Raw genomic sequence first — 14,318 nt, forward strand, 5'->3', positions numbered from 1 at the left:
GAGTTTGAAAGGGCCAGAAGGAGACATGAGAATGAGTCAACGAAATAAAATTCAGCGCCTGCTGCGAAAAGGCGCTTTGGCAACTTGTTTATCCCTGTCAGTTGTGTGCAGCAGCTTATCGGCAGTTACAGCGTATGCAGGACCGGCGGATGATCCGGCAGCGGCAGCACCAGTGATCGGACCGGGCGGTCCGGGAACCACGAACGCGAATGCGGGACAGCAGGCGGATAATTCCTATTATAATCAGACGTTATCCAATCCGGTTGTCAATCCGGTGGACAAGTATTCCTATAGCCAGATGGTAAACGATATTTCGGCGCTGGCAAGCCGTTATCCGGGAACGGTGACAGTGAAATCGATCGGAAAATCGGCGGACGGACGTGATATCTACGATGTGATTGTCGGCAATCCGAACGCATCCAGGAAGATTCTGTTCCAGGGGGCGATTCATGCCAGAGAGTATATCGTTGTACCGCTGATGATGCAGCAGCTCGAGTATCTGGCAGCTGGATTTACGAATAATGGTACCTATATGACGCAGCCGCTTTCTAACATATTGGGACAGGTGGCATTTCATTTTGTGCCGATGCTGAATCCGGATGGAGTCACGATCAGCCAGATGGGCGAGAATGGTATCCAGTCGGAGGAACTGCGCCAGACGATGCAGGCGGCGTACGCGGCGGACAAGGAATCCAGCCGGACAACGGTCAGCTATGAAGAGTATATGAGACGCTGGAAGGCGAATGCACGCGGTGTCGATCTGAACTATAACTTTGCGGCAAACTGGGAGGGAATCAATGTGTCTTTAACCCATCCGTCTGCAAATGGTTATAAGGGAACCAACCCACTGTCAGAGCCGGAGAGCCAGGCAATCGCGAACTTGATTCAGGGAACGGGATTCAATGCGGTTATCAACTATCATGCGATGGGAAATGTGATTTACTGGGATACGCAGAACAACCAGAAAGCGGCAGAGTCCAAGGCGTTGGCAAACGCTGTTCATGCCTTGAATGGTTATTCCGTTCTTGGAAGCAAGGGCGTCGGCGGCTTGAAGGACTGGCTGCAGCAGGCAGCAGGCATCCCTGGTATCACGATCGAGGTAGGACGTTCCACCTGCCCGGTATCTTTCTCGGAATATCCGGCGATCTGGAACCAGAATAAGGCAGTCCCGGCAACGCTGGGATATTATGTGGCGACACATTGATGATGGAATAAAATGAAGATTAGATAGAAAAAGGATGTGCGACTGGAGTTGGAAGTGGTCGCACATCCTTTTTTGTTTCAAGATTTGGAACGGATCAACAAAAACAGGAAGCTAAAACTATACAAAATGGAAAATACATTCTTTTTTCAAAAATATGGTTGACAAATTCTGCAACATGATCTAATATAAAATCACAAAAGGAACAAAAATTCCATAACCGACAAAAAAGAACAAATTAAATGAAATGGAGGATTTCAATATGAAAACAAGAGAAGTTGTATTCTACAGCGAAGGCGCAAAGATGGTAGGAGATATTTATCTCCCGGATGATTACAAAGAGGGCGAGAAGAGACCAGCAGTTCTGTGTAACTCTGGATGGACTGGCGTTAATAAGTGCTATCCGGCACTGTTTGCAAGAGCTTTAACAGCAAGAGGATTTGTATGCATGGGCTTCGATTACAGAGGATTTAAGCCGAGTGAGAATGTTCATCCATGCCTGCCGAAGTACACAACCCTTGAGACAGAGGTTGAAGACGTGGCAAACGCATTTACCTTTATGCAGATTCAGCCGGAAGTAGATCCGGAACGCTGCGGACTTCTTGGATGGGGTGTCGGCGGTGCTGTATGCGTAACCGTTGCAGCGCGTGACAAGGAAGTAAAAGCGATTGCAACCCTGAACAGCTTTGTAAATGGCGAGCGCTGGATGCGTGACGGCATGGGAAATGATAAGTTTGGAAAGAGCGTTGCACGCCTCAGAGAAGACCGTATCAAGAGAATTACAACCAACGATCCGGTTCTGATGCATCCGTACACCGATTATCCGAACATCACAGAGAGCGGCGATTTCTATACAGACCATGTATTAAAAGAGATCAACGGCGGTATCGGCGATTCTGTCAACAAGGATAATGGCGAGGAGTTCCCGACCCCGATGAGCACCGCAATCGGCGAGAGCTTCATCCGTTTCAACGTAGAAGACCTGCTTCCGAGAATCGCACCGCGTGCTGTCTTTGTAGGTCATGGCTATTATAACGAGCTGCATCAGCGTGTAGAGGCGGAAGAAGCATACCGTCTGGCACAGGAGCCGAAGCAGTTATACTATGTAGATGGCAAGCACAATGAGTGGATGTTTGACGACGATCCGAAGTTCCAGGCACTGGCTGACGCGCTGGCAGCATTCTACAAGGAGAATCTGAAAGCATTCCAGTTTGGTTTACAGAAATAATCTATGGACAGAGAAAAAGAGATTGCATATTTAATGCAGGGAGCGTATGACCTCCATATGCACGCAGCCCCGTCCCCCTTTCATCGAGTTTTGGATGATTACGGGCTGTTAGAAGAAGCCGGGAGAGCCGGAATGGCAGGAATTATGCTGAAATCTCACTATGAGTCCACGATTGCGCGGGCAATTCTGGCTAATATCCACTGTGCTTCGTGTACGAAAGCCTATGGCGGTCTGGTGTTAAACTGGCCAGTCGGAGGACTCAATCCATATGCGGTTGAAAATGCGATGAAGCGCGGATGCCGTATCGTGTGGATGCCGACCCGGGACGCAAAGAACTCTTTGTGTTCCGGGAATATGCCGGGAGATTTCTTTGACCGCTCTGGAATCTCTATCCTGACCGAAACAGGGGAGCTGAGGGCGGAGGTTTTGGAGATTTTGAGGATTGCCAGAAAGTATGATGCGGCAGTCGCGACCGGGCACATCAGCCCGGAGGAAAGTATTCTCCTGTGTCAGGAGGGAATCCGGCAGGGAAACCGTATGGTTCTGACACATCCAGAATTTCCGCGGACGCGTGTCGATGTAAAAACGCAGAAACAGCTGGCAGCTCTGGGCGTTTATATTGAAAAATGCTGGTATAATGTGGCAGAAAAGGAATGCACGGCGCAGGAGATGGCAGACCATATCCGGGTAGTCGGAGCAGAACACTGTTTTATGGTAACGGATCGGGGGCAGACTTCAAGAGAACACCCGGTGGAAGCGATGAAGTTGTTTATGCAGACATTGCTGGATGAGGGAATCACGGAAGATGAGATTTATGTGATGACGCATACGGTGCCCCGGAAGGTGCTGGGAGAGTTATAGTAAATTTGATAATTGAATATGAAAAAATAAAAAGGTCAAAAATCAATTATAAGTTTACTTATAAGAATTCTTGACCTTTTTATTTTTTTCGAGAAGTACTTTTAAGAAGGTAAGGGATAATATAGTGTACTGGAAGGAGGATATCTATGGAATATACCAATATGTCGTTTCTATATGATTTTGCATTTATGTCGCTGCTGCTGATTATAGCCCAGTTCCTGCGTTCCCGTATAAAATTTTTGCAGATGTTTTATATTCCAGCGTCTGTTCTGGCAGGTCTGATGGGACTTGTCCTGGGACCGCAGTTTTTAAACGTGATTCCGTGGAGCGGTAAAATAGGAAGTTATGCTTATATGCTGGTATGTGTATTATTTGGCGGTTTGTTCCTGGGGAAAAAAGATAAAACCAATGTAAAACAGATTCTGACAAAGGTGGGCGATTCCTTTTGTGTCAATATGGGAGCTGAATTTTTCTGTTTTGGTATTGCACTGCTGGTAGGCGGTGCACTGATGAAAATTTTGTTTCCAAATGTATTTACAGAAATTGCCCTGCTGATGCCATCTGGATTTTGCGGTGGACATGGCTATGCTTCAACGATTGGAACGGCACTTAACAATTCACTGGGACGTGAAGATGGCGTTGTACTGGGGCAGACGTTTGCAACCGTGGGCCTGTTAGTTGGTTTGTTTGTAGGAATTGCCTGTATTAACTATGCAACCAGACATGGAGGAACACGTCTGGTAGAAAAAGCGGAATCTCTTCCGGAAGAGTGCCGCACAGGAATCGTTCCAGTAGGTAAGAGAAATTCGATGGGAGAAGAAACCATCAATCCAATGAGTATGGATCCGTTGGCATTTCATCTTGCACTCACGCTGACTGCAACACTGTGTGGTTATAAGTTCTACGATTTTTATAAACAGTTCTTACCGAATGTAGAATTACCGGTTATGTGCCTGGCAATGATATTTGGTGTCATTATTAACACGATTATAGGGCATACCCGTTTTAAAGACAGTATTGATGAGCATGTGGAAGGACGGATTGGTTCGATGGTAACCGATTATCTGGTTGGCTTTGGTGTGGCATCTATTTCGATTTCCATTGTACTTGAATTTGCAGGTCCGATTTTGGTTTTATGTGTATTAGGAATGCTGACATCCCTGTTTTTAGTATTTGTAGTTGGACAGAAGCTGTTCCGCAATTTCTGGTTTGAACGATCAATTTTTGTATTTGGATGGACAACAGGAGTGGTGGCAATCGGTGTTACGCTTCTTCGAATTGTAGATCCGGAAGGAAAGAGCGGCACATTGAATGACTATGGATATTCGTATACGCTGCAGTCCGTGATTGAGGTCTTTATCATCGCATTTACGCCAATTTTGACGGTTTCCATGGGATGTATTGCAGTTGGTGTGATTGAAACTGCGATTTCAGTAGTATTGTTCCTAATATGTGCGAAATGCTTCGGTGTACATAATGAAAAAATGAATGTGCTGCGGGAAGGCGAAGCAGAAGTTATTAACAAATAAGGATTTAGACGTTGCGAGAGAATGTGTGGTTGGAAATGAACAGCCACGCATTCTTTTTATTTAAAGCACCCTTTCTGGGTGGTGAGGGAGAGTATGAAAAAATCTCTGTAAATAAGATTCTTCTATGATTAGAATGGCTAAAGGCTTATAAAATAGGCTTTTAGCCATTGCTTTATATATAACAGCGATTTCTGGGTATGTCAAGAGCGGGCGGGGGGATCCGCCCACCCGCTCTTGACATACCTCTTTTTTGATTATTCCGGAAGCCTATTCTCATACATAATACTCAACTCCCCATAAACCTGCCCCCAATTTCGAATTGTACTGGTCCAGCGTTTCGTTGCTTCAAATGTCGCTAAATACAAGGCTTTCAGCAATGCTGTATCGCTCGGAAATACGCTTCTTTGGCGATTTAGCCTCCGATAGGTGGAATTTAAGGATTCAATGGCATTGGTTGTGTAAATGACCTTTCGAACAGCCGTTGAAAACTTGAAAATCGGCGAAATAGCATCTCAATTATCCCTCTAGCGTTTCATCGAGTTCGGATATTTAGGTGCCCATTTTTCTGTGACTGTATCGAGGGCTGCTAATGCCTTTTGTTCGTCGGATCCGAGATGGTTATCCATTTCGGCTTCCATCATCTCTTTAATAGTGCCGCCCAGAAGATCTTTGAGTGCATCCTGGAGATCTTCTGCATTTTCAATGTCGTATTCTTCGAGGAGCTGGCGGATGATGTTCCTCTTTCCCTCTGTCATTTGTACTCTGTGAACCGGTTTCTTTTGTCTTGCCATAATAATAGGTCCTCCTAATGATATTTATTGTATCATAGAAGAACCTTTCATAGGACTTTTACAGAAAAAGTTTCATACAGTCTAAATTTTAGCTATGCACCTTGAAAATTCAACATCTGGCAGATGTTTGGTTGTCAATGTTCAGCTTTATGCAGCTTGCAGTTGAGTTTTCAGTATTATAGGAAGTGCGTCTATAAACACATCCACCAATTCGCTGATTTTCTCATCTGACAACTCGGTATTTTCTGTAGGCATCGTTCTGAACATTTGAAGTAGCATTTGAAATGCCTGTATCCATGTGATATCAGACATCTCATCAGAAAAATATAAAAAGAGTTCGCCAAGAGAACGGTTATCGTTGGATTCTCGGCTTTCCAGCGACAACATCATGTATCGGGTAAAAACAACTGCAGTATGTGCTGTCATTGTATCATAGGACAGGGAATTACACTCTTTGCTCAGGTTAAGGTAACTCTTGCATAAAAATCCCTCTGCAATCAAAGAAGAATTGCAGAAGGATTTTTGCTTTGTATATGCATTTCAAGCTTTATGCGAATTATTTTATTTGCAATGAGAGAAGGTTATTTCTCATCTGAATTGCCAGTTCCTGTTTTGTCAAATTTTTTATAATTTTTAATCAGAATTCCCAGACTGGCGGTGGCGCCGATCATGATGAGGGCGGCGAACATTCCGCCGAAGTTTGCGATGATCTTGACACCATTGACACCAACGGTTGCGATCATGATGTAGCCGACTGCCATCGGAACGACACACCACACAAGCTTTAACCACATCGGGGAGTCCGGGGAATCCGGGTTGATACCCTGAGTGGAGATGCCTGCCATAGCGATACAGTTGGAGTTGCAGGCGGTAATGGTGCTGAGGAAGATCAGAACAACGAATAATGGGATGATCAGATTTCCAAGCGGAAGAGCTCCTAACATATCATAAGGAACATTCTCAACGCCGCGGTTATAAGATGCAACGAGGTCGAACAGTCCAGAAGTCTGAACCCACAGAGAGGTACCGCTGACTAAAACCATCCACAGGGCACTGACAGAAGCACAAAGACCTACATATAATCCAAGCACGTGTTTTACCTTGCGTCCATAAGCGATCTGTCCCATGAAAGCGCCAGAGGTAGGTGCCCATGCCATCCAGCTGAACCAGTAGAAGGTGGTCCACCACTGCGGCCACTGGGTTCCAACGGATTCACCAGTAATCAGGATACGTTCAATAAAGGTACCTGCGAAACCGCCCAATGCCTCGGTAGAGAGGTTGAACAGGAAGGAGGCATTTGAAAATACCAGCAGGAAAATCAGGAAAATAGCAAAGCCGTATACGTTGATATTGGAAACATGCTTCATGGCTTTCTGGATACCGGAAACAGCCGTAGCAACCGTGACAGCGGCAACGACAACACCGACCATAAACCAGAGGCGGGCATTAGACGGAAGTCCAAGCATTTTAGAGATACCACCGGAAATATTCATGAATGCCTGTGCAACAGAACCAGCCATACCGGCACCGATGGCAAATAAGGTGATTGCGTCGATGGTCTGCATCCAGCGAGGATGGTAGCAGCGGTCACCCAGAAGAGGGGAAACTTCACTGGCGATGGAATACGGCTTTTTCGCGTTGTAATACATGAAAGCAAATACAACCGCCGGAACCGTATACATACAATATGGAACGATCGTCCAGTGAAGGAACATGGTTTCCATGGCAAATTTCAGGGAACCGCTGGTAGAAGGTTCAACGCCGTATAATTCGGTCGGCGGGTACGCGTAATGCGCGATCGGCTCCCCCGGTCCCCAGAAGAGGACACCGGCTGCCATGGTTGTTGTGAGGGCGATAGTAAACCAGGAAAAATTGCTTAGTTCTGGTTTGGCGTCCTCACCGCCGATTCGTACATCGCCAAATTTGGAAAACATGGCAACAACGGCGACGATTACGATTGCAAGGGCGAGAATGCTGGCAGCCCAGCCGAGATTTTTGATGATCCAGTTGTTGATATTATTGATGACTCCCAGAAAAGTTTCCTGATCGACAAGGCTTAAAACAAGGAACGCGACCAGAATAATAAATGGCGGGAAAAAGGTCATGATGCGAATTTTTGAGTTTTCATTTTTAGCATTTTTATCAGTCATTTATGATTCCTCCTTGTAGGGTGTATCCCAGATAGGACGATAGTCCTCCGGGTGGCGGTCGGTCAGAACGGTATTAAAATCACGTTCTTTTGCAATCCGGTTTAAATCAACGCTTCCATATAAAATAGATTCTTCCTGGACGCCGCAGCTGTCAATCCGTTCTCCAATAGGACTTACCAGCTGGCTTTTTCCTGCGAAGATCTCATCGCCGGACAATCCACAGCGGTTGACTGCGGCTATGTATACAAGATTGTCCAGGGCACGGCATGCAAGGTTTAAATCCCACCATTCTTTGAAATAGTAGCTGGCGCGCCATGCGGCCGGGACTAAAACCAGTTCGGCACCGGCCAGTGTCAGCAGGCGGACGGTTTCTGGAAAGCATACGTCGTAGCAGATGACGACGCCGATCTTTCCGAGTTTTGTCTCAAAGACCGGGTACTGGGTGCCGCGCTGCAGATAAGTTCGTTCGTCTCCGACGGGATGCGTTTTTGAATAATGCCCGAGAATCGTGCCGGTATCATCGATCAAAAAAGCAGAGTTTTCGACTCCAGATGGGGTGGAAAAAAGAATCGGAGCCAGAATAAAGACTGAAAGTTCCTTTGCCAGACTACGCATCCGTGTCAAGGAAGGTCCATCTTCGATTTCGGCGAGCTTCATCATATCTGGGATGCAGGTGCCAAGATAGCCGACATTAAATACCTCTGGCAGACAAATCAATTTTGCCCCGTGAGCGGCTGCTTCCCGGATCTGTTTCTCTGCTTTGTCAAGATTATTAGAAACATGGAACAAATCGCAGTCCATCTGGAGCATGGCGATTTGGTAAGGTGATCGAGTTTGTTGCATTTGAGTATCCCCTTCCTAAAATAGAATATTTATTCCATAAACGACATTTATGATATAATTATAGAATTTATAAAGGAATAAATCAACCAAAATACAATAATAAAGAACAAAATTTACTTTTTTTACAAAGAAATCCTCCGAAATTTGTCTGCTTTGACGAAAAACAAATGTCAAATTGACGAATTTCTAAGGAAAGTATATAATAAAACCAAACGAAAATCGAGTGAGAATCTTGGAATGAATGAGGATAAACGATGGGCAATGAAGTATTGGAACAGATCATAAAAATCAAGGACGCCGTACCGAAAAAACAGAGAATTCTCTGCAATTATCTGGCGCTGAATTATGAAAAGATTGGCGTGATGACGGTGGCGGAGCTGGCGGAAAATGCGGGTGTGGGAAGCACGACGGTCATGCGTCTGGTACAGCTTCTGGGCTTTGACAGCTACACTACATTTAAGAAAGCATTGGCACAGGAATCGCTTTTGAAAAATACAACGCCGTACCGTAGCCTGCGGCAAGAATTTTCCCGTACCTCGGAGACGGCGAGCCGGGATACGTTCCATATGGCGATCGCGGACGGAATCCAGGTGCTTGAAAATCTCTGTACACCGTCAAACATTTCCCAGTTTGAGGCGGCAATCCAGCTGATGCTGGAATCAGATCAGCTCTATATATTGGGAATGCGTTCCAGCAAGGCGCTGGCGCTGTATTTTGAATATGTGGCAGAGCGCTTTTATCCGCATATCCGCCAGCTCAGCCTGGAGGAAGAGTTTGTCTATGACCGGATTGCAATCAATACGACGCCGAAGGATGTGCTTTTAGTGTATTCGGTCTGGCCGTGTACGAAAAAGACGATTCGTGTGGCAGAGTTAGCACATAACCTGGGAATCCCGATGATACTGATCACAAATACGAGCTTAAATCCATTGGTAAAGATCGCAGATGTAGTGATTGATACGAATTCTGTGAACCATCCGAGCGGTGATACTGCTTTGATGCTGGTAACGGAGGCGCTCATGAGTGAACTGGGAAGACGGACCGCACCGGAATCCACGAAGAATATTGAAAAGATCGAACAGGCATTGAATGACAATGGACTGATTCTCTGGGAGAATTAATCGAAGATGTGTAACTGGAAAACCCGATAAAGAAGGGCTGCCGTTATTCCTCAAACGGCAGCTCTTCTTTTCGCAAAAATGTCCGGATCGACTCGTCCCACTCGCGTTCCAGCGTCTTGTCTAACGTAAATTGGTTGAGCGACAGCCCGGTGACACAGCTTAAATGCTGGTTTTCATAATGAATATTTAAGAACAGTCCGCCGACCTGCTCCGGGAGCCATTGGCTTTTGCGGGCGGTCAGAAACTGTTCGGTGGCAGCTTTCGGAAGCTTCAAAATGATGGAGAAGCGCTCCGGAAGCTTTTTTCCTTTTATGAGGGAAAAACAGAACGGGCGCAGAGTTTTCCAGGTTGAATATTCTTCAATCTGCCCCTCGGCACGCTCTTCTTCGGAATAAAAGCTTTTATGGACGCGTCCGTCGATGGAGAAGGTGTTGAACGTCACGATCTCCGCTTCCTTAAGCAGAAAGCGATCAAATGTCTCTCCGATGAACAGTTTCTTGGTAAATAATTTTATATCACAGATATTGCAGGCAATCATATGTGTCCTCGCTGAGATGGTAAATTCGTTATTTTCTGTGTAATGTAGAAACAATAACGTAGATTCTATTTTATCGCAGGCGGGAAGGGGACGCAAGTGACTTCTTATTGGCAAGACGGAGAATTTTAAAATTTTATTAGCACTCAACAAAAATGAGTGCTAATTTTCTATTGACATCTTGGAACGCTGGTATTAAAATAAGAGTCACGGTGATGGAAAATCACAAAAAAAGAATTTTACAAGCGTATATTTATGTAGCTGGATAGCAGGATTGGACGCGGCAGAGTGAAACTGCCAGACTCCATTTCCGGGAGCGGATATCCACTGTATTTTGCAATCAAAAGGAGTGTATAGATATGGCAGCAAAAACAGGAAGTTTATCAATCAACAGCGAGAATATTTTCCCGATTATTAAGAAATGGCTTTATTCCGATCATGATATTTTCTATCGTGAGCTGATTTCCAACGGATGCGACGCGATCACGAAGCTGAAAAAGCTGGCGCTGATGGGCGAGTATGAGGAGCCGGGGGAGACGGAGTATAAGATTCAGGTTACCGTTAATTCCGAGGACAAGACGATCACCGTCGAGGATAATGGTATCGGTATGACTGCCGAGGAAGTGGAAGAGTACATTAACCAGATCGCATTTTCCGGTGCACAGGATTTCCTGGCAAAATATAAGGACAAAGCAAACGAAGACCAGATCATCGGTCATTTCGGTTTAGGTTTCTATTCTGCATTCATGGTAGCGGACAAGGTTACGATCGATACTCTTTCTTATAAGAAAGACGCAGAGCCGGTTCACTGGGAGTCTGAGGGCGGCACTGAGTTTGCGATGGATAAGGGCGATAAGGAAGGCAATGGTACCAAGATTGTCCTTTATTTAAATGAAGACAGCACTGAGTTCTGCAATGAGTATCGCGCACGTGAAGTCATCCAGAAGTACTGCTCTTTCATGCCGGTTGAGATTTACCTGAAAAATGCAACGGCAGAGCCGGAGTATGAGACGATCGAGAAGGATCAGCTGACCGATAAGGACACCATCGTTGAGACGGTGGTCGAGGAAGCAAAGACCGAGGAAAAGGAGAAAGAGGACGGCACGAAAGAGACCGTGGAGGTATCTCCGAGAACCGAGAAATATAAGATCCTGAAACGTCCGGTGGCACTGAATGACATTCACCCGCTGTGGAACAAGCATCCGAACGAGTGTACCGAGGAAGAATACAAAGAATTTTACCGCAAGGTATTTATGGATTACAAGGAACCGCTGTTCTGGATTCATTTGAACATGGATTATCCGTTCAACCTGAAAGGTATTCTGTACTTCCCGAAGATCAACATGGAGTACGAGAGCATTGAGGGCACCATCAAGCTGTACAATAACCAGGTATTTATCGCGGATAATATCAAGGAAGTCATTCCGGAGTTCCTGATGCTCTTAAAGGGCGTGATCGACTGCCCGGATCTGCCGTTGAATGTATCGAGAAGTGCGCTGCAGAATGATGGATTTGTAAAGAAGATTTCCGATTATATCACCAAGAAGGTAGCGGACAAGCTGACCGGTATGTGCAAGACTGACCGGGAGACATATGAGAAATATTGGGATGATATTGCTCCGTTCATCAAATTTGGCTGCTTAAAGGATGAGAAATTTGCTGAGAAGATGGATGATTACATCATCTACAAGAATCTGGACGGAAAATATCTGACGCTGAAAGACTGCATGGATAAGGCGAAAGAGGAAGGTCATGAGAACCAGATCTACTATGTAACAAATGAGAAAGAGCAGAGCCAGTACATCAACATGTTCAAGGCAAACGGACAGGATGCGATCATCATGTCTCACAGCATTGATAATCCATTCATCAGCCAGGAAGAGCAGAAGCATGAGAACCTGAAATTCCTGCGTATTGATGCCGATGTCAATGACACGCTGCGCGAGGAAGTGAAGGAAGAGGACAAGGAAGCGCTCAAGAAACAGGAAGAGACGCTGACAGAGACCTTCAAGAAAGCACTGGGCGATGATAAGCTGCAGGTAAAGGTTGAGAAGCTGAAGGATGCTGAGATTTCTTCGATGATCACCCTGTCGGAGGAAACACGCCGTATGCAGGATATGATGAAGATGTACAACATGGGCATGGACGCGTCGATGTTCGGCGGCAGCGGTCAGGTGCTGGTACTCAACGCGAACAACAAGCTCGTTCAGTACGTCTTAGAGCACACGGATGGCGAGAATACACCGAAGATCTGCGAACAGCTCTACGATCTGGCACAGCTCAGCCATGGTTCCCTGACACCGGAGCGCATGACGAAATTCATCGCACGGTCGAATGAGATTATGGGTATAATGCTGAACTAAGGATGTTTGGTTCACGACTGTTTTATATAGGAAAATATGTTAAAATATCATATATGATATAATAACGGAGCTGCTGCACGTAAATGTGGCAGCTCTTTTATTACCTGTCGTAAGAGAGCAAATGGGATTCACTATTTCACGAATTTAGTATTTATGATAGAATAGGAGCACTTAGCAAGGTTTTTTCAGATTTGACGGGGAGGTGCGTGTATGTTTGGAATCGGAGGATGGAAACAGGTTGGCGCGACGTTTGATATGAAACGGCAGGCGGCGATCCGGGAGCAGCTGGAACAGGCGGGAATTGAGTATCAGGTCAAGGTGGAGAACCGTCTGAAAGCGGGCGTGCTTTCCGGCAATCAGCGGGCGAGGCTGGGAAGTGCGGGAGAAAATGCGGCATCGGAACGGGAATATCTGTTTTATGTGCAGAAAGCAGAGGAGGAAAAGGCGCGCCGTGTGATAGAAAGCGCCGGAAGATAAAACAGGTATTTTCTGGGAATGAAAGACCTGAATGACGAAGGAGAGAAAATGGGAGAGGGAAACTGGAACGAATCGGATCTTTGGCAGCGGGAGGCAGAAGAAAATGATCTGCAAACGGAACCTGAGCTGCAGAATGCGGTTCAGAGTCCGAAACAAATCCGAAAAACCTGCCGCCGCGAGGTGCGCCGCGTCTGCAATGTCCTTGGCTGGGCGCTGGCATTTTTCAGCGTGATGACGGTGCTTGTCAGTGTAATTCTGGAAGTGGCTGGCAACGTATGGGCGGACGGAGGCGTGATCAGTACGTTTTTGAATCGGATGGTAAATGCAGCGTGGTATGAGGACGGCGGAAGCACGCTGGTCATCTATGCGCTGGTTCTTCCATTCGTATTTTTAATTCTGCGCCTTGTCCCGGAAGAACGGGCAGAGAAAATGAAGCTTAGTTTCCTGCAGTTCTGTATGTTTTTTATTTTGGCACAGGGATTTGGAACTATCTTTAACCTGCTGGGAAATGCAATCAATGATGCGGTGGCGGCAAGTAGCGGCGGCGATGCATCCGCGATGAACCCGGTCAACGAGATGCTGGATTCGCTCTCGCCGGTAATGATTTTATATGTAGGGTTTTTAGGACCCATTATTGAGGAATATATCTTTCGATGGAAACTCTTAAACCGATTGCGCCGTTTTGGCGATAAGGCGGCGATTACCTACACGGCGCTGATGTTTGGTCTGATGCACGGAAATGTGACGCAGTTTCTCTATGCGGCGGTGATTGGCGTGGTTCTGGGATATGTGGCGGTGAAGACGGGACGGATGCGTTATAATTGTCTGCTGCATATTCTGATCAACAGCTGGTCGTTAGTGATAGCGATGCTTGGAACACAGGATACGCTGCTGCCGCTGTTTATCACGTTTCTGATGACCGGGTTTATGGGCTGCACGATCATCGGGGCGTTTGTTCTGCTGATTTTCAATTTCCGGAAAATCCGGCTGTCCGATGGGGCAATCCCAGAGGGTGTGAAATTCCGCAATATATGTGGGGCAATGTATGGGAATCTCGGGACAGTGGCATTTATTCTGGTAAGTTTGATTACGATGGCATTTTTCTTGTCGAGATGATGTGGTGGTCAGTTGCTGTTCACAAGCAGGCACTTTTGGAAGTGAAAGTGCCGTAAGATAACGTGGTGGCAGCAGGAATTAGTTGTATTTAAATGCGAAGCCA

General features: G+C 46.1%; 12 protein-coding genes and 1 pseudogene. 8 read left to right on the forward strand and 5 right to left on the reverse strand.

The features are described 5' to 3' along the window. Positions 1-31 precede the first annotated feature (31 nt). From DWX68_RS13850 to DWX68_RS13865, 4 genes are all read left to right on the forward strand, one after another. Positions 32-1,204 (forward strand): M14 family zinc carboxypeptidase, encoded by a 1,173-nt coding sequence (locus DWX68_RS13850; RefSeq protein WP_118629925.1) that lies wholly within the window; start codon positions 32-34, stop codon positions 1,202-1,204. Positions 1,205-1,463: 259 nt separating this feature from the next. Beyond that, on the forward strand, positions 1,464-2,429 hold the full coding sequence (locus DWX68_RS13855) for an alpha/beta hydrolase (protein WP_107001326.1): 966 nt from the start codon (positions 1,464-1,466) through the stop codon (positions 2,427-2,429). Between the two features lie 3 nt (positions 2,430-2,432). Further along, on the forward strand, positions 2,433-3,290 hold the full coding sequence (locus DWX68_RS13860; RefSeq protein WP_118293910.1) for a DUF6282 family protein: 858 nt from the start codon (positions 2,433-2,435) through the stop codon (positions 3,288-3,290). A 146-nt stretch (positions 3,291-3,436) separates the two neighbouring features. Continuing rightward, complete coding sequence (locus DWX68_RS13865; protein ID WP_118629927.1) at positions 3,437-4,819, forward strand: sodium/glutamate symporter; 1,383 nt, start codon at positions 3,437-3,439, stop codon at positions 4,817-4,819. A gap of 254 nt (positions 4,820-5,073) precedes the next feature. Here DWX68_RS13865 and DWX68_RS13870 read toward each other — a convergent pair. The 4 genes and pseudogenes from DWX68_RS13870 to DWX68_RS13885 all read right to left on the reverse strand — a co-directional run bounded on the left by DWX68_RS13870 (position 5,074) and on the right by DWX68_RS13885 (position 8,603). Continuing rightward, positions 5,074-5,610 (reverse strand): annotated as a pseudogene (locus DWX68_RS13870) (transposase). Between the two features lie 147 nt (positions 5,611-5,757). Next, a complete protein-coding gene (locus tag DWX68_RS13875; RefSeq protein ID WP_243027871.1) occupies positions 5,758-6,111 on the reverse strand; it encodes a hypothetical protein in 354 nt (117 codons plus the stop codon). Between the two features lie 80 nt (positions 6,112-6,191). Continuing rightward, complete coding sequence (locus tag DWX68_RS13880) at positions 6,192-7,760, reverse strand: BCCT family transporter (protein ID WP_118629929.1); 1,569 nt, start codon at positions 7,758-7,760, stop codon at positions 6,192-6,194. Beyond that, on the reverse strand, positions 7,761-8,603 hold the full coding sequence (locus tag DWX68_RS13885; protein WP_243027879.1) for a carbon-nitrogen hydrolase family protein: 843 nt from the start codon (positions 8,601-8,603) through the stop codon (positions 7,761-7,763). Positions 8,604-8,857: 254 nt separating this feature from the next. Between DWX68_RS13885 and DWX68_RS13890 the strand changes: the two genes are divergently transcribed. Next, positions 8,858-9,724 carry a MurR/RpiR family transcriptional regulator gene (locus DWX68_RS13890; protein ID WP_118468522.1) on the forward strand — a complete coding sequence of 289 codons (867 nt, stop codon included), beginning with the start codon at positions 8,858-8,860 and terminating at the stop codon, positions 9,722-9,724. Between the two features lie 43 nt (positions 9,725-9,767). Here the strand turns inward: DWX68_RS13890 and DWX68_RS13895 are convergent, their stop codons facing one another. Beyond that, complete coding sequence (locus DWX68_RS13895) at positions 9,768-10,262, reverse strand: DUF5721 family protein (RefSeq protein ID WP_107001332.1); 495 nt, start codon at positions 10,260-10,262, stop codon at positions 9,768-9,770. Between the two features lie 356 nt (positions 10,263-10,618). On the opposite strand from DWX68_RS13895, the gene htpG reads away from it, so the two are divergent. From htpG to DWX68_RS13910, 3 genes are all read left to right on the forward strand, one after another. Next, complete coding sequence (htpG, locus tag DWX68_RS13900) at positions 10,619-12,622, forward strand: molecular chaperone HtpG (RefSeq protein ID WP_118629931.1); 2,004 nt, start codon at positions 10,619-10,621, stop codon at positions 12,620-12,622. Positions 12,623-12,832: 210 nt separating this feature from the next. Further along, positions 12,833-13,099, forward strand: coding sequence for a hypothetical protein (locus DWX68_RS13905; RefSeq protein ID WP_118629933.1), 267 nt, complete (start codon positions 12,833-12,835; stop codon positions 13,097-13,099). An 18-nt stretch (positions 13,100-13,117) separates the two neighbouring features. After that, positions 13,118-14,215: a type II CAAX endopeptidase family protein gene (locus tag DWX68_RS13910; RefSeq protein ID WP_118629935.1), complete on the forward strand. Its 1,098-nt coding sequence runs from the start codon at positions 13,118-13,120 to the stop codon at positions 14,213-14,215. The last annotated feature ends 103 nt before the right edge of the window (positions 14,216-14,318 follow it).

Origin of the sequence: Clostridium sp. AF20-7, from assembly GCF_003479275.1 — a bacterium.
Classification (GTDB): domain Bacteria; phylum Bacillota; class Clostridia; order Lachnospirales; family Lachnospiraceae; genus Otoolea; species Otoolea fessa.

What these genes read in the sequence shown, in the direction of transcription:
- DWX68_RS13850 (WP_118629925.1), top strand. Translation starts at nt 32, where the DNA reads ATGAGTCAACGAAATAAAATTCAGCGCCTGCTGCGAAAAGGCGCTTTG.
- DWX68_RS13855 (WP_107001326.1), top strand. Translation starts at nt 1,464, where the DNA reads ATGAAAACAAGAGAAGTTGTATTCTACAGCGAAGGCGCAAAGATGGTA.
- DWX68_RS13860 (WP_118293910.1), top strand. Translation starts at nt 2,433, where the DNA reads ATGGACAGAGAAAAAGAGATTGCATATTTAATGCAGGGAGCGTATGAC.
- DWX68_RS13865 (WP_118629927.1), top strand. Translation starts at nt 3,437, where the DNA reads ATGGAATATACCAATATGTCGTTTCTATATGATTTTGCATTTATGTCG.
- DWX68_RS13880 (WP_118629929.1), bottom strand. Translation starts at nt 7,760, where the DNA reads ATGACTGATAAAAATGCTAAAAATGAAAACTCAAAAATTCGCATCATG.
- DWX68_RS13885 (WP_243027879.1), bottom strand. Translation starts at nt 8,603, where the DNA reads ATGCAACAAACTCGATCACCTTACCAAATCGCCATGCTCCAGATGGAC.
- DWX68_RS13890 (WP_118468522.1), top strand. Translation starts at nt 8,858, where the DNA reads ATGGGCAATGAAGTATTGGAACAGATCATAAAAATCAAGGACGCCGTA.
- DWX68_RS13895 (WP_107001332.1), bottom strand. Translation starts at nt 10,262, where the DNA reads ATGATTGCCTGCAATATCTGTGATATAAAATTATTTACCAAGAAACTG.
- htpG (WP_118629931.1), top strand. Translation starts at nt 10,619, where the DNA reads ATGGCAGCAAAAACAGGAAGTTTATCAATCAACAGCGAGAATATTTTC.
- DWX68_RS13905 (WP_118629933.1), top strand. Translation starts at nt 12,833, where the DNA reads ATGTTTGGAATCGGAGGATGGAAACAGGTTGGCGCGACGTTTGATATG.
- DWX68_RS13910 (WP_118629935.1), top strand. Translation starts at nt 13,118, where the DNA reads ATGAAAGACCTGAATGACGAAGGAGAGAAAATGGGAGAGGGAAACTGG.